General features: G+C 62.1%; 17 protein-coding genes. 9 read left to right on the forward strand and 8 right to left on the reverse strand.

What is annotated here, in order from left to right:
- The coding region (locus D1012_RS22740) for a M10 family metallopeptidase C-terminal domain-containing protein (RefSeq protein WP_158569411.1) at nt 1-1,871 on the reverse strand (1,871 nt) is incomplete at its 3' end.
- A gap of 268 nt (nt 1,872-2,139) precedes the next feature.
- On the opposite strand from D1012_RS22740, the gene D1012_RS20320 reads away from it, so the two are divergent.
- Both D1012_RS20320 and D1012_RS20325 read left to right on the forward strand, forming a co-directional pair.
- A complete protein-coding gene (locus tag D1012_RS20320) occupies nt 2,140-2,487 on the forward strand; it encodes a hypothetical protein (protein WP_118155965.1) in 348 nt (115 codons plus the stop codon).
- Between the two features lie 68 nt (nt 2,488-2,555).
- Nucleotides 2,556-4,670 (forward strand): M10 family metallopeptidase C-terminal domain-containing protein, encoded by a 2,115-nt coding sequence (locus tag D1012_RS20325; RefSeq protein ID WP_118155966.1) that lies wholly within the window; start codon nt 2,556-2,558, stop codon nt 4,668-4,670.
- A 35-nt stretch (nt 4,671-4,705) separates the two neighbouring features.
- On the opposite strand, the gene D1012_RS20330 is transcribed toward D1012_RS20325, so the two are convergent.
- Together D1012_RS20330 and D1012_RS20335 are read right to left on the reverse strand one after the other, a co-directional pair.
- A complete protein-coding gene (locus D1012_RS20330) occupies nt 4,706-5,359 on the reverse strand; it encodes an ABC transporter ATP-binding protein (RefSeq protein WP_118155967.1) in 654 nt (217 codons plus the stop codon).
- 27 nt (nt 5,360-5,386) lie between these two features.
- A complete protein-coding gene (locus D1012_RS20335; protein ID WP_118155968.1) occupies nt 5,387-6,520 on the reverse strand; it encodes a KpsE/RkpR family capsule polysaccharide export protein in 1,134 nt (377 codons plus the stop codon).
- Nucleotides 6,521-7,117: 597 nt separating this feature from the next.
- Here D1012_RS20335 and D1012_RS20345 point away from each other — a divergent pair.
- Nucleotides 7,118-7,933 carry an ABC transporter permease gene (locus tag D1012_RS20345; protein ID WP_233517218.1) on the forward strand — a complete coding sequence of 272 codons (816 nt, stop codon included), beginning with the start codon at nt 7,118-7,120 and terminating at the stop codon, nt 7,931-7,933.
- Between the two features lie 21 nt (nt 7,934-7,954).
- On the opposite strand, the gene galE is transcribed toward D1012_RS20345, so the two are convergent.
- The gene (gene galE / locus D1012_RS20350; protein ID WP_118155970.1) at nt 7,955-8,953 is read right to left on the reverse strand and encodes a UDP-glucose 4-epimerase GalE; all 999 of its coding nucleotides are present in this window, start codon (nt 8,951-8,953) and stop codon (nt 7,955-7,957) included.
- 175 nt (nt 8,954-9,128) lie between these two features.
- Here galE and D1012_RS20355 point away from each other — a divergent pair, with 175 nt between their 5' ends.
- The 6 genes from D1012_RS20355 to D1012_RS20380 all read left to right on the forward strand — a co-directional run bounded on the left by D1012_RS20355 (nt 9,129) and on the right by D1012_RS20380 (nt 14,412).
- Nucleotides 9,129-10,124, forward strand: coding sequence for a glycosyltransferase (locus D1012_RS20355; RefSeq protein ID WP_118156026.1), 996 nt, complete (start codon nt 9,129-9,131; stop codon nt 10,122-10,124).
- A gap of 96 nt (nt 10,125-10,220) precedes the next feature.
- On the forward strand, nt 10,221-11,480 hold the full coding sequence (locus tag D1012_RS20360; RefSeq protein ID WP_158569412.1) for a DUF2793 domain-containing protein: 1,260 nt from the start codon (nt 10,221-10,223) through the stop codon (nt 11,478-11,480).
- Between the two features lie 20 nt (nt 11,481-11,500).
- Nucleotides 11,501-11,833 carry a hypothetical protein gene (locus D1012_RS20365; RefSeq protein ID WP_118156027.1) on the forward strand — a complete coding sequence of 111 codons (333 nt, stop codon included), beginning with the start codon at nt 11,501-11,503 and terminating at the stop codon, nt 11,831-11,833.
- The gene (locus tag D1012_RS20370; RefSeq protein WP_118155972.1) at nt 11,820-12,242 is read left to right on the forward strand and encodes a hypothetical protein; all 423 of its coding nucleotides are present in this window, start codon (nt 11,820-11,822) and stop codon (nt 12,240-12,242) included. Before D1012_RS20365 ends, D1012_RS20370 begins: the two co-directional genes overlap by 14 nt.
- 185 nt (nt 12,243-12,427) lie before the next feature.
- Nucleotides 12,428-13,387, forward strand: a complete 960-nt coding sequence (locus D1012_RS20375; protein WP_147335757.1) for a hypothetical protein — start codon at nt 12,428-12,430, stop codon at nt 13,385-13,387.
- Between the two features lie 119 nt (nt 13,388-13,506).
- On the forward strand, nt 13,507-14,412 hold the full coding sequence (locus tag D1012_RS20380) for a hypothetical protein (RefSeq protein ID WP_147335758.1): 906 nt from the start codon (nt 13,507-13,509) through the stop codon (nt 14,410-14,412).
- Between the two features lie 22 nt (nt 14,413-14,434).
- Here D1012_RS20380 and D1012_RS20385 read toward each other — a convergent pair whose 3' ends face one another.
- The 4 genes from D1012_RS20385 to D1012_RS20400 form a co-directional block, all read right to left on the reverse strand.
- Nucleotides 14,435-15,013, reverse strand: coding sequence for a hypothetical protein (locus tag D1012_RS20385; RefSeq protein WP_147335759.1), 579 nt, complete (start codon nt 15,011-15,013; stop codon nt 14,435-14,437).
- 109 nt (nt 15,014-15,122) lie between these two features.
- Nucleotides 15,123-16,568 (reverse strand): mannose-1-phosphate guanylyltransferase/mannose-6-phosphate isomerase, encoded by a 1,446-nt coding sequence (locus D1012_RS20390; protein ID WP_199489585.1) that lies wholly within the window; start codon nt 16,566-16,568, stop codon nt 15,123-15,125.
- A gap of 11 nt (nt 16,569-16,579) precedes the next feature.
- On the reverse strand, nt 16,580-17,548 hold the full coding sequence (fcl, locus tag D1012_RS20395; protein ID WP_118155976.1) for a GDP-L-fucose synthase: 969 nt from the start codon (nt 17,546-17,548) through the stop codon (nt 16,580-16,582).
- A gap of 269 nt (nt 17,549-17,817) precedes the next feature.
- Nucleotides 17,818-18,951 carry a polysaccharide biosynthesis/export family protein gene (locus D1012_RS20400; protein ID WP_233517219.1) on the reverse strand — a complete coding sequence of 378 codons (1,134 nt, stop codon included), beginning with the start codon at nt 18,949-18,951 and terminating at the stop codon, nt 17,818-17,820.
- Between the last annotated feature and the right edge of the window lie 72 nt (nt 18,952-19,023).

The raw sequence follows: 19,023 nt of genomic DNA on the forward strand, positions 1-19,023 counted from the left end.
CCGCCCGCGCCACCGCCGCCCGTGCCACCTCCGCCCGTGCCACCTCCGCCCGTGCCACCTCCGCCCGTGCCACCTCCGCCCGCGCCACCGCCGCCCGTGCCACCTCCGCCCGTGCCACCTCCGCCCGCGCCACCGCCGCCCGTGCCACCTCCGCCCGTGCCACCTCCGCCCGTGCCACCTCCGCCCGTGCCACCTCCGCCCGCGCCACCGCCGCCCGTGCCACCGCCGCCCGTGCCACCTCCGCCCGTGCCGCCTCCGCCCGTGCCACCTCCGCCCGTGCCGCCGCCGCCCGTGCCAACTCCGGGAGGGATTGGGGCTCCGGGGCTAAGGGCGCCGTCGCCTTCGCCATGGGCGGAGCCGCCGGTTGCGCTGGCGGTCAGGATCTCGACGGAAATGCGGGACGGGCCGATGCCCTGAGGCAGGATATCGGCCAGGGTCAGCGGTCTCCCATCGGCCGAGAGAATGGTGACGCTGCGGCCGTTGAAGCTGATGGTCAGTCCATCGCCGCGCGGGGTGACCGAAAGCTGGCTTGCGTCACGCATCATGGGCCAGCCGGTAAGATCAAGCCGGTCGGCCCCACGCTGAAAATCGGTGATCGTGGTTTGCGTGGCGCTGCTGCGCAGCACAAAGGTGTCATTGCCGGTGCCGCCGGTCAGCCGGGTGCCAGAGGTGGCAGCGATCAGTACATCATTGCCCGCACCGCCGGACAGTGCTTGGCCGGGTGCACCACTGGTGAGGATATCAGCGCCGGTGGTGCCGGTCACTGTGCCACCCCTTCCGGTGCCGTCGACGACTGCGCCCATGTCCCCGAGTGACCATTCTAGCAGTGTCAGGCCGCGCTCCGTTTCGCCCCCGACATAAAGGTACAGCCGGTCGCCGATATGGACGATCTCGATCGCGGTGACATTGGACAGGCCGCCGGTGATGCTGTTTTCGATGGTGGCAAGGGTTTGCAGGGTGCCATCGGGCAACAGGCGGAACAGGGTCACGCCATCATCACCACCGCCGGCCGCGACAAAGACCTGATCCCCGACAGTGATCGTATCGACCGCGCGGACCGCATCAAACCTTGTGTCGCGGCTGTCGAGCAGATGATCGGTGATGCTGAGCTGCCCCTGCGCGGACAGCCGCATCACGGTGAGGCTGGAAGACCCCGCCGCTGCGGCGATCACAAAGGTCTGGCTGCCCATGCGCACCACGTCGAGATCGGAAAGGCTGGCGACGGCAAGGCCATCGGACGCGGAGAGTGCAGAGGTGCGGGTCAGGCTGTTTGTTGCCGGGTCATGGCGGTGCACCGTCAGGATCGTGCGGCTGGCATCGACGCTGAGCAGCAGCGGCGCGCCCGCGCCTGCCACCTGCACCAAAGTCTGGCTGCCCGCCAGTGCCGCCCCGGCCCCGGAAAGCTCGGTCATCGCACCGCGGGCCAGATCGAAAACCGCAATCCGCCCGGTTGCCGGAGACAGGACATAGAACCGCGCCCCCGCGTCCGGCTGATCAGCGATCAGCATCCGCCCGGCAAACCCGGCGGGCAGCGCAAGCGCATAGGGCCGCCCGATTGCGCCTGCCAGATTTGACCCCCATCCGGTGAGGCCATTGGCCCCGGCGATGCCGACCATCAGGGCGGTGGTGCTGCCAAGATAGGCCACCGCCATGTTGGTTTCGGCCAGCAGGCCGTGTCCGGTTGAAATCGCGCTGGCTGCGATCGGGCTCAGGCGCCCGTTTGGCCCTACCTGATAGGTGGCGACCCCGCCATTGGTGCCCGAATAGGCCACCAGCCGCACACCTGCGGGACCGTTGATCACCGACAGATCAATGATACCCAGATCAACAGCCGCATTGCCGCTGCCAAAGCGGTCCACCACACGCAACATACCAAAGCCCCCGATTGCAGACACCCGGAGGCGAGGGTGGGCAAGGGCCGGGAAATGGCCGCGACCGCAAGCGGGCGGTATTCGGGCTTTTCAAACGGAGTTATGAAAAGCTCGATGAAATTGCCATGTAATTTATGCCGCTTTTCAGGAGGTTGTGATGACCTTTTCATCGGACGATCATCAAGTTTCAACTTTGCGCAGGTCAGGATTATGCGTAAGGTTTGGCATGGGCGATGGATGGTGTCGCAGTGTGAAATGGATGACTGCAATGGTTTTGGTGGCTGGCATGGGGTTCGTCCCGCCCGTCGGGATGGCAGGCCCTGTGACGTTTGACTGTGTTGCCCTGACCGTCAAATCCGGGGATGTCGAAACCGTATGTGCGTTGTTCGGGCAGCGGCTGGCTGCGGCGTTTCCGGCCCTACAGGTGACACGTGCCCCCGATGCGGATGTTGTGCTGGCGATAGACCGGGCCACCGCGCGCAGCTTTATGGCGCGGCTGGACTGGCGCGGGCAGCCGCCCGGTGAGCTGCGCGGCGTTGCCCGGCAGGATGCCGATCTGGATGATGCGGCGCGGTCTGAGCTGATCGACTCTTTGCTGCACCTTTCGCTGCGATGACCGATTGCGGCTGCACTGCATTGAACTGAAGCTTGCCCGTCGGGGCCGGATCACAAGGATATTCTTTGATGGCAAAAGATTACGCAGTCGGGATCGGTGCAGGGGATGGGTCAGCTGCCATCCGGCAGGCTGCCTTGCGCGAAGTGGGCGACGCGGCCGGATCTGTCGCCACCACGGCGCAGGTTGCGGTGGGTGATACTTTTGGCGGCACCATCACGGCGCAGGATGCAGACTGGGTGCGGGTGGAATTGGTGGCCGGGCATACTTATGTGTTTACCGCCTATGGCACCGGGGGCGGGGCGGGGCTGCGTGATCCGATGCTGACGGTGCGCGATGGGGGCGGACGACAGGTCGCGTTCAATGATGACGCGGAGCCGGGGGCGGGCAACCTGATGTCGATGGTTCGGTTTACGCCCGCGACCAGTGGGGTCTACTATCTGGATGTCCGGGGCGTCGGTGGCCAGACCGGGCAGTATACCCTGCGTACGGCCACAGATGTCTTTACGATCGAGCAGGCGGCGAGCCAGCTGACAGACATGGGGTGGGGTATCACCGGCTCTGCGCTGCGGTTGGCTGGTGTAAGCGCCGGTTCGACGCTGACGGTCAACCTGACCGCGCTATCCCCCGAAGGGCGTGAACTGGCCCGCATGGCGCTGGAGACGTGGACCGCTTACACCGGGATCAATTTTGTCGAGACGGCCAGTGCGGGCGCGACGATCAGCTTTCGGGATCATGATCCGCAGGCGGGTACCGGGCTTTATGCTTTTGCCGGGCCGGCCAACATTTCGCTGGACGGAAGCTATACGAGTGGTCAGGTGACGATCAGCGCCGGATGGCTGGGCACGTTCGGTACGACCTATGGCAGCTATTCCTATCTGACCTATCTGCACGAAATCGGCCACGCGCTTGGTCTGGGCCACGGCGGATTTTATGACGGTAATGCGGTTTACGGCAGGGACAATCACTACCGGAACGACAGCTATCAGATGACGATCATGTCGTATTTCGCGCTTGACGAAAACAGTTATGTCACCGGCACCAGTTTCCTGCCGCTCACGCCGATGCCGGCGGATATCCTTGCGATGCAGACGCTTTACGGTGTGTCGCCTGCGGTTTTTGCCGGGGATACGGTCTGGGGAGCGTATTCCAATATCGGCGGGCGGCTTGGCGTTGCGATGAGTGTCATGTTCGATGGTGCGGCGCGGCCCGGCTGGATGGTTGGCGGGCAAGCCTTTGGCTTTACCATCGTGGATGGCGGTGGTGTTGACACGATGAATTTCAGCCGCACCAGTGCCGCGCAGCTGATCGACATGCGGCCGGGCGGGATTTCCAACGTCTATGGACAGGTCGGGACTGTGGTGGTTGCGCTGGGCACGGTGATTGAGAACGCGGTCGGCGGCACAGGCGCGGATACGATTTACGGCAATGACGCGGATAACTTTTTCATGCCCCTTGCAGGCAATGACGTGATTTATGCCGGGGCGGGCAATGACGTGGTCTGGGCGTCGTTCGGGAATGACTTTGTTGACGCCGGTGACGGGAATGATGAGGTCTGGGGTGCGCAGGGCAATGATACGCTTTATGGCGGCAATGGCAGCGACACGCTCGGCGGCGGCATCGGAAATGACTTTCTGTATGGTGGCGCTGGCCCGGATCAGGTATGGGGCGGCGATGGCCATGATCTGGTGAATGGCGGCCTTGGCGCTGACGTTATCGCCGGGGGCGTGGGCCGCGATACGCTGTATGGAGGTGATGGCGATGACATCATCTATGGCGCTCTGGACAATGATCAGGCCTATGGCGGTGCCGGGGATGATTTCATCTGGGGCGGTCCCGGCAATGACCTGATCTTTGGCGGCGACGGCAATGACACGATCGCGCCGGGTCTGGACAATGATACGGTGTCCGGCGGGGCGGGGGCGGATACGTTTGTGTTTTACCGCAACAACGCGGTTACGCGTATTACTGATTTTTCACCAGCCGAAGGTGACCGATTGGAATTGTATCATACGCTGTGGGCATGGCAGTTCGGCACGCTGACCTCGCAGCAGATTGAAAGCCAGTTTGCCAGCCTTGACGGCAATGGCAATACCGTTCTGTCCTTTGGTGGTGCAGGCACGACGATTGTTCTGGTCGGATTTACCGACATTGACGCGCTGGATCAGCATATTTCGATTTTCTGAACGGGGATGAGAGAATCCCGGCCTGGCCGCAGGAGTTATTTCATCAGCTGAGCATGCGCGGCAAGCGCAGCTTCGACATCGTCGAAGTACGACAGTTTGCCCTGGTGCAGCAAAATGGCGGCATCGCAGAATTTGCGGATATCGGCGGGATTGTGGCTGACCAGAACGGCGCTGGATTGCTTCATCCGTTCGGCAAAAACGGCAGCGCTTTTCTCGCGGAAGCGGGTATCGCCGACGGCGGTGACCTCATCGACCAGATAGATGTCAAAGGAAATGCCCATGGAAATGCCAAAGGCAAGGCGTGAGTACATGCCGGAGGAGTAGGTGCTCATCGGCATGTGAAAATGTTTGCCGAGTTCGGCAAAGTCATCGACGAAATCAGTGAGGGTTTCGGTATCGACGCCGTAAACCCGCGCCAGAAACTTGGTGTTCTGCGCGCCGGTCAGATCGCGGTGAAAGCTGCCCGAAAAGCCGACCGGCCATGACACGCTGCCCTGCACAATGACGCGGCCTGTGGTTGGTTGCATCGTGCCCGAGATGATTTTGAGCAGCGTGGATTTACCCGCGCCGTTACGGCCGAGCAGGGCCAGGGATTTCCCGGTCGGCAGGACCAGGTTCAGATTGTCGAGGACAGAATACCACTCGCCCCTGACCCAGAACCCTTTGGACAGGTCTTCAAAAACCATCATGGCCGTATTCGCCCCACCGGCATGTGGTTAGCCCCGGTCTCTCAGGCTGTAGTAGACCAGTGCAAGGGTGGCCCAAGCCATCAGCAGGAACCCCATGATCATGGCCAGCAGCGTGAAGCGCTTTGGAAACTCTGCATCCTGCGCCTTTGTCGGGGGGATATAGGCGGCCAGATAAAGCGACTGGCGGTTGGCATTGGAAATCGCCGAGCTTTTGGCTGCAAGGGCGGCTGTGTAGTTGCGTTCGGCAAATTCAAGATCGACGCTCAGCCCTTCGTATTTGGCCATCATTTCGGGATAGCTGTCGTCAGAGTTCGAATTTCCGGTGGTGCCAAAGAAATTGCGTTCTTGCTCGATCCGGTTGCGGATCACTTCGATCTGGCGGACCAGCTGCGCGCGTCTGGGATCGTCAACGCGGGTGGAGGGGTCAAGCAGGTCGAGTTCGATCAGCGCCTGTGCCAGCTGTTGCTGAAGATTTGACACGACGCCCAGCCGGCCCTGAATATCTGCAATCGGGTCGACGATACGCGACTCGGCGCGGAACACGGTCAAAGCGCCGCGTGCCACCCGCAGGTTCGCCACAGCCTGTTCCAGCTCGCGGTTGGTATTGATCAAGGCATCACGGCGAGAGGTGTCGTTGAGCTGGTTGATCATGATCTGGCTCTCTTCGAGAATCACCTGCGCGATTTGCTGAGCCGTATCGGGATCAAGGGCTTTCACGGTGAGGTCGATCAGACCGGAAGAAGAATCGTAGGACAGGCGCAGAATCCGTTTCCAGAAGCGGAACAGCTCTTCGGTGGTGGCATCTTCCCATATGGAATACACAACATCGGTGGGCCAGCCCTGCTTGTAATGCGCGCGCAGGTCGATGCGGGCGTCGACCTTTTCCATCATGGTCTGGCTTTGCATGAATTCATTCAGCACACCCGCATTTACCCCCTGACCTGAGCCGGTGAGAAAGGAAAGGCCGCCCAAAATGGCGCTGGCGCTGTTGCCATCTTCCTGCCGGATCGTGAACCCGGCGCGGGAGGCATATTGGTTATTGGCGAGGACAAAGAGATAAAACGCGCTGACAATGCCAGGCAGAATGACGAGTGCGAGGAATGACAGCATCAGACCGTAATGCCGCCGCTTTAGCATTGCAGGACCGGCTACGGGCCGCATCTGAACTTCAGGTGCCAGATTTGGGGCGGCCGCAGGCTTGGGCGCCGGGGCGGCAGACGGTGCGGCTGGTTGTGCTGCCGGGGCGGGGGTCGGTTTTGGGGCGGCTGCCGGGGTCGGGCTGGCGGGTGCCTTTGGGGCTTCGGCTGCCGGTTGTGCCGGGGCCGGTTTCGGAGCGGCTGGCGCAGGGGCTGCAGCGGCCGGAGCAGCCGCGACGGGTGCAATCTTGGCTGCGGGGTTGGCGGGCGGGGGCGCGACCTTTGGGGCGGGGGCCACGTTCGGGCCGGGTGTCTGTTTTGCTGCCGGAACGACGGCTACCGGCTTGCTGGCCGGCGGAGCCCCGGCCGGAGAGGGCACTGATTTGAGGGCGGATGACGCTGTCGCAGATGCAGAGGGGGCTGGCACCTGAGAGGCTGCTGTCGCTTGCGGTTTCGCCGGTTCGCTCAAATTAAGCCCGTCCTGAAAAATTTGCACTCTGTCCGTCATTACTACATAACCAGAGCCGGTTTCACCAGAGCATCGAATGGTGCGCGGGTGAATAGTGATGTCGTGCGTTGTCACGACTGCGGGAGCTGACGGACGGTGGCAGAGAGCAGCGCGATGGAAGTGATCAATATTCCGCCCTTGCCGATGGACCGGCCCAAGCCACGCCGCAGCTGGGCGACGTTCCGCACGGTATCGGCGCTGATGCTGCGCGAGATGTCAACGCGGTATGGCCGGTCACCGGGCGGCTATGCCTGGGCCTTGCTGGAACCGATCGGAGCCATTGTCGTCATGGCGGTCGGCTTCGGGCTTTTGTTTCGCTCTCCGGCGTTGGGAAATGATTTTCTGTTGTTCTACGCGACAGGATATATGCCGTTTTCGCTGTATCAGACGATTGCGAATGTGACGGCGAGGTCGATTTCCTTTTCCAAACCCTTGCTGATGTATCCTGCGGTCACCTGGATGGATTCGCTGCTGGCGCGGTTCTTGCTGAATACGCTGACCGGACTGTTGGTCGCGATCGTGGTCTTTTGGGCTATCTTGTCGTTCTCCAGCACGACGACTGTTCTTGATTTGCCGCTAATTGCATTGGCGATGGGGTTGTCTGCTCTGCTGGGGTTGGGGCTCGGCACGCTGAACTGTTACCTCGGCACGCGGATCGAGGTGTGGGATATCGCCTGGTCCATCCTAACCCGGCCACTGTTCATCGTCTCGGGCGTGTTCTTTTTGTATGAAGGGGTGCCGGAAGGGGCGCAGAAAGTGCTGTATTATCTGCCGTGGATTCACATCTCGGGCCTGATGCGTGAGGGGTTTTACCCGACGTACCGGCCCGAATACGTCTCGGTGGCCTATGTTCTGCTGTGGTCGCTGCTGCCGATGGTGTTTGGCATGATGTTGCTGCGGCGCTATCACAAGGATCTGCTGAACCGCTGAAGGTTTCAGGACAGGGGGCGGTCAGGAATCGTAGCCCGGCTTCTGGTCCCAGGCCCAGGCGTCGCGGATCATCTGGTCCATGGTCGAATGGGACCGGACCCAGCCCAGTTCCGTTTCGGCACGCTGGCTGCCTGAAACCAGCACGGCGGCGTCCCCTGCCCGGCGTGGACCCTCGATGATCGGGACCGGGCGGTTGGTGACCTGCCCGGCATGGCGGATCACATCGCGCACCGAAAAGCCGTTGCCGGTGCCAAGGTTGAACGCCGTGCTGCCCTTGCCTTCCAGCAACCAGCGCAGGCCCAGAACATGCGCCTGCACCAGATCGGTCACGTGGATGTAATCGCGGACACAGGTGCCGTCGGCGGTCGGGTAGTCTGTGCCATGCAGCACCAGCGCCTCGCGGCGACCGGCAATCGCCTCCAGCATCAGGGGGATAAGGTGGGTTTCGGGGCGGTGCTGTTCGCCCACCTCGCCCTCGGGGTCGGCACCGGCGACGTTGAAATAGCGGAAGATCACGTGTTGCAGGCCAAAGGCCGCGCCGAAATTCGCCAGCACATCCTCGATCGCGCGTTTGGAGGCACCATAGGCGTTGATCGGGCGTTGAACCGTGTCTTCGGTCAGCACCACGCCATCCTGATCGCCATAGGTGGCGCAGGTGGAGGAAAAGATGAAGTTGAGGCAGCCGGAGGCGACTGCGGCTTCGGCCAGATTGAGCGCGCCGCCGATATTGACGCGCCAGTAATGCGCGGGGTCTTTCATGCTATCGCCGACCAGCGACAGGGCGGCAAAGTGCATCACCGCGACCGGGCGGTATTGCGCAAAGGCGGCGTCGAGAGCTGCCCGGTCCATCAGATCGCCCTTGACCAGCGGGCCGAACCGGACCGCCTGTTCCCAGCCGGTGGAGAGGTTGTCAAACGTGACCGGGATGAAGCCCGCATTTCTGAGCGCCTTGCAGGCATGCGAGCCGACAAAGCCCGCGCCGCCGGTTACCAGCACATGATCCAAAACCCGTCTCCGCATCTGTCTTTGCGTCTTGGTGACATGTGCGGATTGGGGCGGCAACCGGAAAACCGGGGGGTTCGCGGTCTGGGGCTGGCATTTGAGGTTGAGCCTGTGGCGTTGCTGCCGCATACCAAGCGGGCCGGATCTGGCCGGGGCGATACAGGTTCACACAACAGACGATGCAGAGTTTCTGATGCGGACCAATGCGAAACTGGTCGCTGTGGTTGTGACATTCAACCGGCTTGCACAGTTGCAGAGCACACTGGCGGCTTTGCTGAGCCATCCGCCGGACCAGCTTCATGCGGTGATCGTGGTGGACAATGCCAGCACGGATGGAACGCCGGACTGGCTGGCGGACTGCCCGGATGCGCGGGTTCAGGTGGAGCGGCTGGGCGAGAACCGGGGCGGGGCAGGTGGCTTTGCCCATGGCATGGCCTGTGCGTGGCAAGGCCATGATGCCGACTGGATTGTGGTCATGGACGATGACGCCCGGCCCGGCCCACAGGCCTTTGCCCGGTTTCACGCGTTGGACCAAGAGGGCGCTTTTGACGGGCTGGCGGGTGTGGCAGCCGCGGTGCGGCACCCGGATGGCAGAATTTGCCGGATGAACCGCCCGACGGTGAACCCGTTCTGGCACAGGCGCGTGTTTCTGCGCACGCTGCTGGGCGGCGGGCGGGCGGCGTTTCATCTGGATGACGCGGCCTTTGCCGGGCAGGCGCTGCGCCCGATTGATGGCGCGTCCTTTGTCGGGCTGTTCCTGTCGCGGCACGCGCTGGAGCGGGCGGGTTTGCCGGACCCGTCACTGTTTATCTATGCCGATGATGCGATCTACACGATGACCCTGACGCGGCGCGGCGGCCGGCTTGGATTTGCCCCTCAGATCGGTTTTGAGCATGACACCGCTTCGCTGGGCGAGGGGGGCATGGTGACGCCGTTGTGGAAGGTTTACTATTATCACCGCAACCGGCTGCTGCTGTATCGGTTGGCCGCTGGCTGGGCGTTCTGGCTGCTGTTGCCATTGTGGCTGGTGCAATGGCCGCGACAGGCGCGGCTGTACCCCGAGGCGACCCGGCCCGCGTTCCGGCGTTTGCTGTGGCGGGCCATTCGCGATGCGGTCACCGATGACAGATCGCTGAGTCATGCGGGGGTGATGCAACTGGCCACCGCTCCGGCGGGGCAACCTGATTAACGGAATGTAAACGGCGCAATCTGTGCGCTGCGGCAATATTAGGCCATTCGCGCCTAGGTTTGTTCAACGCAAAGAATGAACCCAGGAGCCACGGCAATGCCGGACACCACGCAAAACCTTGTCATGCCTTATATTCTGCAGGCACAGGCGCAAAAGCATGTCACCCATAACGAAGCACTGCTTGTTCTGGATGGCGTGGTTCAGCTTTGTGTCGAGGCGGTTGGTCAGAATGATCCGCCTGTCAGTTTTGCCGATGGCCAGATCTGGGGGATCGGGCCTGCGCCGACCGGGGTTTGGGTCGGCCATGTCGGCGCGTTGGCAATGCGGGCAGGCGGAGGATGGCTGTATATCATCCCGCGCGAGGGGTGGCGGGCCTGGGACCGGTCGGCGGAGGCGATGCGGATCTATCGCAACGGGGTTTGGGGAGGACTGCCGCTGCAACAGGTCGATGGGCTGGGCATCGGCACCGGCTTTGACGCGACGAACCGGCTGGCGGTGGTATCGCCTGCGACCCTGTTGTCGCATGATGGGGCGGGGCATCAGCTGAAGATCAACAAGGCGGCTATCGGGGATACCGCATCGTTGCTGTTTCAGACCAACTGGTCCGGTCGGGCCGAGATGGGACTTTCCGGGTCTGATGCCTTTGCGATCAAGGTCAGTGCGGATGGAGCGGGCTGGGCTGATGCCTTGCTGGCAGCGCCGGACAGCGGGCAGATTACGTTGCCAGCCGGAGCCTTGCTGGCGGCGGGCAGTGCTGTCGCTCCGGCGCTGGGCTTTGCAGGCGATGTGGACACCGGGCTGTTCCGCCCAGCTGCCGACCAGATCGGGGCTGCAACCGGCGGGGTGATACGCTGGCTGCTGAGCAACAGCGCCTGTCAGGTTGACGTGCCGATGACGGGGCTGGCGGTTACGCAGAGTGACTCTGATACCTCCACTGGCCGCCTGGTGCGCACCGGGGCCGGACCCGCGCAGGCGTTTCGCCGGGGCAATATTCTGGGCACTGTCAGTCAGGCAGGTGGGGTGCCGACCGGGGCGGTAATCGAGCGGGGCAGCAATGCCAATGGCGAATACGTGCGTTTTGCTGATGGCACCCAGATCTGCACCACCGGCACACAGACCGTGAATGTAACCACGGTCGCTGGTTCGGTGTTTCGCGGAATCGGGACTGCTACCCCTTGGCCTGCCGCGTTCGCGGCGGTGCCCTTTGCCCTTCACCAATCGGCGGATACCTCGGTTACGCTTTGGGGCGGGCCGCCCGCCAACAGCACGGCAACCAATGCTGTGCCCCGGCTCTTCGCTTCGGCCTCTGTCAGCGGGGTTCAGGCCTGGAGCTTCGGCATTGGCCGCTGGTTCTGATTTTGCATTTGGAGATGGCGATGAAGCTTACCTTTTCCCCCGTCCGTATGGACACTGCCCTGACCGCCAGCGTGCAGGGTGACACCATTACCCTCAACGGCGAGACGCTGGACTTTGGCCCGCTGCCTGAGGGTGCGATCCTGCCGCGCGATGCGATCAACAACCCGTGGATCGCGGGCGATGTCAGCCGGGATGCTGCAGGCGTGCTGATTGTGCCGCTGATTCTGCCGCACGGGGCATCTGCCCCGCCCGAGACGTGCTGGCCCGAACCGCAGAGCGTATCGGACGGCCCGGTTGCGCTGCCGCCTTATGCCATGGACATCACGGAGGATGCGCAAAATGACCAAGATTGATTTTTCGATGATGGTGACGGCGGAATCGCGTGCAGCTGCGGCCTTGTCAGTCGCACGGAGCGCGGCTGCCGCGCGGCTGGCCGCGCTGATCGAGGCGGCCACTGCGGCATTGTCAGAGGGGATACCCCTGGCCGAGCAACTGACCTGGTCGGCAAAGGAAGCTGCCGCACAGGCGGTTCTGGACGGTACGGCCTCACCGATACAGGAGGCTTTGCTGGAGGCAGAGGCAGCGCAGAGCGGCGAGACTGTGGTGCAACTGGCAGGCTTGATCCTGTCGCATGCCGAGGCGTATCGGGCTGAAGTGACGCGCTATGTCGGTCTGCGCCGCCAGGCCAGCGCGTCGCTTGCGGCCTGCAGCACGCCGGAGGAGCTGGCGCAGGTTCTGGAGATGTTGGAAGCACGGCTGTAGTCTCGGCTGCGTCTGGCGCTGTGTCGAAGCTGTTTCACCGGACGGATGAACTGAATCGGAGCAGGCTGAAACCGCTTGCTCCGAACTCGCTGTAAGGGCAAGTCTGACATGGAAAGCGCAAGAATAGGGGTAGAACCCATGTTCGAATGCTCTCATAATTTGATAAAGTACATCAAGGAATACCCATGCCAGTCACAGCAGATATGGATCTGGATTTTGCGATTGTCATCCCGCCGGATGAGCCATTGGCAGATCTGATTGTGGAACAGCTGGCGGCCGCACGACCGGAACGGGAGATGGTGGTGCAGTCCAATCTTGCCGAGGCGGCGTCGACTCAGGGTGAACGCCCGTTGCTGCTGGTGCTGGCCGATCCGGTAGAGGCGCTGGCGCGCTGTCTGCAAGGGGCAGAGTCGGCGGGGGCAGCGCTGGCAGCGTGGAAATCCGGCATCGCCCCGCTGCTGACCGCTGCCCGCCGTTTGCGTCGGCGAATCTGGCTGGTGGATGCGCGGGCTGTGGCATCGGGTGATGCGGCAACACTGGCGCTGATCGCGCCGGGCAGTGGCGCGCGGGCCAATGCTGAGGTTCCGGCGCTGCCGGATGCGATTTATCTGGTCCTTGCCGAGGCGCTGCTGGCCCGCGATGCCGAGGCGGGCCGGTTTGCCGGCGAGATTGCCGCCCTGCGACGTGGTACGGGCGCGGCATTGGTTGACCTGCCCCTGTGTGAAAGCGCGCTGGCGCGCTATGCCGGGCTGGCGCAGGAAACTGCTTTGCTGCGGGATCATATCGCGCTTCATGCCTCCACAACCTTGCGCGAGACAGCGGATGCAAATGCGCAGGCCGAAGCGGCAGAGCTGACAAGACTGTCGGCAGAGCTTGCAAAGATCGAAGAGATCGTGGCGGACCGGAATCTGCAAAAGGCAAAGGCGGAGGCGCTTCAGCGCAGGCTGGATGACATTCAGATCAAGGCAGCCCAACGCGAGTTTGTGCTGGGCGGCGTTCTTCTGGCTGATCAGGCAGCCGACCGGACCGAGCAGGAGCGTATCCGCGCCGATGGTTTGGAACATGAGCTGCACCGCGTCTATGCTTCGCGCTCATGGCGCATCACACGGCCACTGCGGGCTGTCCGGTCCGGGCGCCGGGGCTAAGGGCGGCCTGTGCTTCCCGTTCTTGTCACGAAACGGCGGGCAATGCCTGATGCGTCGGGGCAAAACGGGTCGCGCGGTTGATCCACCCAAGTTTGAATGACGAGAGGGACCGGAGCTTGATGCCACCGCACATATCCGGACACGCGCAACCCGCTGCCCCGGCTTTGATCGGGTCTGGTGCGCATCTGTTTGTCGATGTGCAGCACGGGCTGTGCAACCGGTTGCGGGCGATGGCCTCGGCCGCGGCGATTGCCGAGGCGACGGGGCGGCAGTTGGTGGTGATCTGGCGGCCTGATGCCCATTGCGAAGCGCGGTTATCAGAGCTGCTGCGCTATCCGGGGACTGTGCTGGAAGATGATACGGCGGATGTGTTCCGGCGTCTGGCGGCCCAGAGCTATAACTACATGGAGATCGAGCCGGGGTCATGCCACGATGCCCCGATCCTGGGTGCGGGGGATGCGGGCGGGGATGTGTTCATCCGTTCGGCCTATTCTCTGAAAAGCCCCTATGTGACGATGGTGCGCGAGCAGGCATTTCTGCAATCACTGGTGCCGTCACAGGCTGTGCTGGATCTGGTTGCCCAGGTTCCGCACCCGTCTGACATTGCCGTACATATCCGAATGGGGACGGGGCCGGAGTTTGAGCATCTGCCCTACGAGTCCGCACGGAACTGGCCGCCCGAGCGCCACCTTGACCTGGTGGAATGGCGCAAGAAAAGCGATGTCTCGCGCTTTGTCACGCGGTTGGAGACCTTGTTTGCCAATGGGGCGCAGACCGCCTTTGTGGCCGCAGATCTTGCGGCGACCTATACCGCGTTGCAGGATCACTTCGGATCAAAGGTCCGTTTCTTGCCGCGCGCCAGCTTTGACCGCTCGGCCCGCCAGCTGCAATATGCGCTGGCGGATCTGATGCTGCTGACCGCTGCCCCGAGGATGCTTGCGAGTCACTGGAGCTCGTTCTCCGATGTTGCGCAGCGTCTGGCACGGCAGTTCCGCCCGGTCGAGAAAAGCGGCATCGACTTCTGAGCCGAGGCCGCGAGTCCGGGGATCAGATCGCCAGCGAAGCAAGTGTCGGTGTCTGTGTCACGGTTCCGGTGGCGCGGGGAGCGTGGAACAGCCGCATATCTTCGAGATCAAGGCGGAAGCTCTGTTTGGGCAGCGGAATGACCAGCGTGTGAAAGTTCTTGGCCCATGCCAACGGATCCTGCGGCTGGATCGTGTGAAGCTGGACAGTCCGCCCTGGCGACTGAGTCAGCCGGATCGGATCGGCCAGTTGCGTATCAAGGCGGTCGTCGCCGACAACAGACCGGACAAAGGGGTAAAGGTTTGTCTGCAGGCTGCTCTGGACTGACCAGACCAGACCCAGAGTGTCGCCCGCCTGAAATTGGCCAAAGCCCAGACCGAAGTTAAGTGTGAACCACCCCGGTGTGCCGGTGACCACGATATCAGCGTCGAGCAAGCGGCCTTCGGCGGAGTTCAGGGTGATCGCAGCGCTGCCATTCGCCTTGTCCCAGCAAAAATAAACGTTGTGCGAGACATGCTTGCTTTCTTCGGCAAGGCATTTGAACGAGCCCTCGCGCAACTGCCGCAAGAGCGAGGTCGTTTCAGCGATAACGGAATGAGTCATGCCCACTTTCCTTTGGCGAACCCGAGGGGTGCGGCCCCGTCGGGCCGCAGTTTCGTCTGCACGCTTGCAAGCACAGGGTCCAGCGGGCCCTGTGCTGCTTCTGCCCGTGTCAGCCTTTGGCACCTTGTCCGCGGGCATAGACATCTTCGTACCGGATGATGTCGTCTTCGCCCAGATAGCTGCCGGTCTGCACCTCGATCAGCACCATCGGCACCTTGCCGGGGTTCTCCATCCGGTGGACTGCGCCCAGCGGGATATAGACCGACTGGTTTTCGGTCAGCAATTTGACCTCATCGCCGACGGTCACGCGCGCGGTGCCTTCGACCACGATCCAATGTTCAGAGCGGTGGTGGTGTGACTGCAGGCTGAGCGCGGCACCCGGTTTGACGACAATGCGTTTGACCTGAAACCGCGAGCCAATCACCAGACTTTCGAACATGCCCCATGGCCGGTGATCGGTCGGAAACGCGGTCGCCTGTGCGCGGCCCTTGGCCTGAAGGGCGGCGACGGCCTCTTTGACGCGCTGGCTCTGCGATTTGTGAGCCACCAGCACAGCGTCGGTGGTGGCGATGGCGACGATGTCTTTCAGCCCGATCCCGACCAGTTCCACACGCGGCGATTCTGAACGCAGCAGGGTATCTTCGCAGCCGATCGCGGTGGCGTTGTCAGAGGAGACATTGCCATCTGCGTCGGGCCCTGCCTCCTGCCACACCGCATCCCAGCCGCCCAGATCAGACCAGCCGGCGGAAAATGGCATCACGGCAAGATTGGATGCCTTTTCCATGATCGCATAATCAATGGAAATATCGGGAACGTTCGCCCAAGCGACCGGATCGAGACGAACAAAGGACAGGTCGGGCGACGCATTGGCGACCGCTGCCTTGACATGGGTGAGCACCTCTGGCGCGTGCATTTCAAAGGCTTTGACCAGCGTGTCGGCGGTGAACAGGAAAATCCCCGCGTTCCACAGGAAGTTGCCCGCAGCGATCATGTTGGCGGCCTGATCTGCCTTTGGCTTTTCGACAAACCGGGCCAGCGATTGCGGAACCTTTGCCGCCGGATCAGAGCCGGGGGCCAGTTCCAGATAGCCATAGCCGGTTTCAGGCCGGGTCGGCGTGATGCCAAAGGTGACGATATCACCCGCCAGCGCGCGCGGCGCAGCGCCCTGAACCGCCTCACGGAAGGCGGCGGCATCGGGCACCACATGGTCGGACGGGGCGACAAGCAGCAGCGCCCCCGGCTGGGTGGTTTGCAGATGCAAGGCAGCGGCCAGAACGGCCGGGGCGGTATTGCGCCCCTCCGGCTCGATCAGGATACCCTGCGGGCTGGTTTCCATTGCGGCGAGCTGTTCGACGACGATAAATCGGAAATCATTGCCGGTGATGACAAGCGGCTCACTGAACCCCGCCCCAATCAGACGGCGGACCGCCCCCTGAAACAGGCTTTCTTCGCCGGTCAATCGGGAGAACTGCTTTGGAAAGGACTTGCGCGACAAAGGCCAGAGCCGGGTGCCCGACCCACCACACAAAAGAACCGGATGAATGATCGTTGTCATGAAAAAACCTGTCAGTTGCGAAATGTTGTCTGATTGGCCAGAAACCAATCATAGGTTTCGGCAAGTCCTGCCTCAAGCGTGATGCGCGCCTGCCAGCCCATGCGGGCCAGACGACTGACATCCATCAGTTTGCGCATGGTGCCATCGGGCTTGGTCGGGTCCGTGGTGATGCGCCCGGTAAAGTCGGTCACTGCGGCAACCATCTGCGCCAGTTCCAGAATCGAGACATCGGTGCCGGAGCCGACGTTGATATGGCTCAGCATCGGCTGGGTATTGGCGTCATACTCGGCCTTGGGCAGGTCGAGCACGAAGAGCGAGGCCTCTGCCATGTCGTCCACATGCAGGAATTCACGCATTGGTTTGCCGGACCCCCAGATCGTTACCTCGTCCACACCGCTTTGTGCCGCTTCGTGAAAACGGCGGATCAGGGCGGGCAGCACATGCGAGTTTTCTGGATGGAAGTTGTCGCCGGGGCCATACAGGTTGGTCGGCATCACCGAACGGTAATCGACGCCATGCTGGCGATTGTAGCTTTCGCACAGCTTGATCCCGGCAATCTTTGCGATGGCATAGGGCTCATTCGTCGGTTCCAGCGTGCCGGTCAGCAGCGCGTCTTCGCGCATCGGCTGGGGCACCGCTTTGGGATAGATGCACGACGAGCCAAGTTGCAGCAAGCGCTTCACCCCGGCGGCAAACGCCTGATGGATGATGTTGCATTCAATCATCAGGTTTTCATAAATGAAATCTGCCGGATAGGTGTTGTTGGCATGAATGCCCCCCACCTTGGCCGCCGCCAGAATGACCACATCAGGCCGCTCGGCCTGCATGAAATCCTGCACGGCCTGCTGGCTTGTCAGATCAAGCTCGGCATGGGTACGGGTAAGGAGAGACAGGTCTTCGCCTGCGGCTTTGCGCGCCTCAAGCCGGCGCAGAATCGCGCCACCAACCATGCCGCGGTGACCAGCGATATAAATTTTCATTCGTCGCTTTCCTTGTGACGATAATTCCAATCAGTTTAGCCAAATCAAACGCCTGACTCTACTGCATAACAAGTGCGGACCTGAAACTGCCCCTGCTCTCGGCAAAGCCGGGCCAACTCAGGGCGTACGCCGTATCCACCCTGAATTTATACGGTGGTTTGCGTGAGACGCCAGCCCAAGTGGCGAAATTTTGGTCGTCTTGCGCCGAGCGTTCAGAAAACGACCATCAGGACCAGGATAAGGCAGACTTGACGGCCATGTTCGGGCTGTCAGTCTCCGTTAAGCTGTCTGCGCAGTCCGAAGACAGAGCCAAACAGCCCCATGATCGAGGATGCGGCGACCATCGGCGACTCGGTCACAAGGATCGTGTCTTTCGGATTGATCTTGAAAGACCGCGCTGCAAACAAACCCGCTGCACTGGTCAGGTCGATCGTAAAGACCACTTGTGTCTTTTGTGGACCCGAGTCATCGGTGCGCAGCGATTTGGCGGTGTAATTGCGCAGGATCAGAATGCCCTTTGGGTCTGCGCGTGTATCCACCAGACCGCCGACCAGCGACAGTGCCTCCATCGCGCTGACCTCTTCGCGGTCGAAATAGATCAGCTCTTCGCGTCCGGTGGCGCCCATGGCGGTAAAGTAGCGGCGGTCTTCTTCAACGAATACCTTGTCGCCACCCTTCATCAGGACGTTTTTCGAACCCTCGGAAAACAGGCTTTCGGCGCGAATTTCATAAGTCTTCCCGTCGCGGATCAGACGCACCAGCGGGTTGCGGAGGTTGGTGGCAATGCCCCCTGCCTGTGCGATCAGCGACAGGATCGTGGTGTTGCGGTCCATCAGGGGGTAGGGGCCGGCGCGCCCGACTCCGGTAACGATGTCGACCGAATTCAGGCGGCCCACCTCGACCGTCAGCTGGACCTGAGCCGAAGGCACTGTGGGGGCCAGAGCTGCCTCGATTTCCTGGCGCACCTGTGAAGGGGTTTTGCCGCGCACCGCCACATCACCGACATAGGGCACAAACAGCGTACCTTCTGGCGATACGGTCAGGTTGGGCAGCGCAACCGAGCGTTCGCCCTGCGTCGCGATCAGCGAATTGTTCTGCGGATCCCAGATCACCAGCGAAATCTTGTCACCCGACGCAATCAGCGGGCTGTTTGCGCCCGAGCTGTTGGGCAGCCAAAGATAAGAGCCGGGCCAGCCCGTCGGGGGCCAGTGCGCGACCTGGCTCACGGTGTCGCGGGTGACCTCAACAACCTGAAATTCGGCGTTCTCATCCTTCTGGCCGCGCAGAACTTCACTCTGAAGCGCCGCGCCCCGAGGGGTGGAACAGGCAGCAAGAACCGACAGGCCCAGCAATACCATAGCCAATTTGGGAAACCGCCCAACCATTGTCTTACGCTCACTCATGCCAATCGATTCTGTCAAAACGTTCTATAGCGATCCTTGTGGACTGAACAGCATCATCAATACGTTGTCCAC

Source organism: Pseudotabrizicola alkalilacus, from assembly GCF_003443995.1.
In the GTDB taxonomy this organism is placed as follows: domain Bacteria; phylum Pseudomonadota; class Alphaproteobacteria; order Rhodobacterales; family Rhodobacteraceae; genus Pseudotabrizicola; species Pseudotabrizicola alkalilacus.

Excerpts from the sequence above, each read along its gene's own strand:
- D1012_RS20325 (WP_118155966.1), top strand. The coding sequence starts at position 2,556 with ATGGCAAAAGATTACGCAGTCGGGATCGGTGCAGGGGATGGGTCAGCT.
- D1012_RS20335 (WP_118155968.1), bottom strand. The coding sequence starts at position 6,520 with ATGCGGCCCGTAGCCGGTCCTGCAATGCTAAAGCGGCGGCATTACGGT.
- galE (WP_118155970.1), bottom strand. The coding sequence starts at position 8,953 with ATGCGGAGACGGGTTTTGGATCATGTGCTGGTAACCGGCGGCGCGGGC.
- D1012_RS20355 (WP_118156026.1), top strand. The coding sequence starts at position 9,129 with ATGCGGACCAATGCGAAACTGGTCGCTGTGGTTGTGACATTCAACCGG.
- D1012_RS20385 (WP_147335759.1), bottom strand. The coding sequence starts at position 15,013 with ATGACTCATTCCGTTATCGCTGAAACGACCTCGCTCTTGCGGCAGTTG.
- D1012_RS20370 (WP_118155972.1), top strand. The coding sequence starts at position 11,820 with ATGACCAAGATTGATTTTTCGATGATGGTGACGGCGGAATCGCGTGCA.
- D1012_RS20380 (WP_147335758.1), top strand. The coding sequence starts at position 13,507 with ATGCCACCGCACATATCCGGACACGCGCAACCCGCTGCCCCGGCTTTG.
- D1012_RS20320 (WP_118155965.1), top strand. The coding sequence starts at position 2,140 with ATGGTTTTGGTGGCTGGCATGGGGTTCGTCCCGCCCGTCGGGATGGCA.
- D1012_RS20360 (WP_158569412.1), top strand. The coding sequence starts at position 10,221 with ATGCCGGACACCACGCAAAACCTTGTCATGCCTTATATTCTGCAGGCA.
- D1012_RS20390 (WP_199489585.1), bottom strand. The coding sequence starts at position 16,568 with ATGACAACGATCATTCATCCGGTTCTTTTGTGTGGTGGGTCGGGCACC.
- D1012_RS20330 (WP_118155967.1), bottom strand. The coding sequence starts at position 5,359 with ATGATGGTTTTTGAAGACCTGTCCAAAGGGTTCTGGGTCAGGGGCGAG.
- fcl (WP_118155976.1), bottom strand. The coding sequence starts at position 17,548 with ATGAAAATTTATATCGCTGGTCACCGCGGCATGGTTGGTGGCGCGATT.
- D1012_RS20365 (WP_118156027.1), top strand. The coding sequence starts at position 11,501 with ATGAAGCTTACCTTTTCCCCCGTCCGTATGGACACTGCCCTGACCGCC.
- D1012_RS20375 (WP_147335757.1), top strand. The coding sequence starts at position 12,428 with ATGCCAGTCACAGCAGATATGGATCTGGATTTTGCGATTGTCATCCCG.
- D1012_RS20345 (WP_233517218.1), top strand. The coding sequence starts at position 7,118 with ATGGAAGTGATCAATATTCCGCCCTTGCCGATGGACCGGCCCAAGCCA.
- D1012_RS20400 (WP_233517219.1), bottom strand. The coding sequence starts at position 18,951 with ATGAGTGAGCGTAAGACAATGGTTGGGCGGTTTCCCAAATTGGCTATG.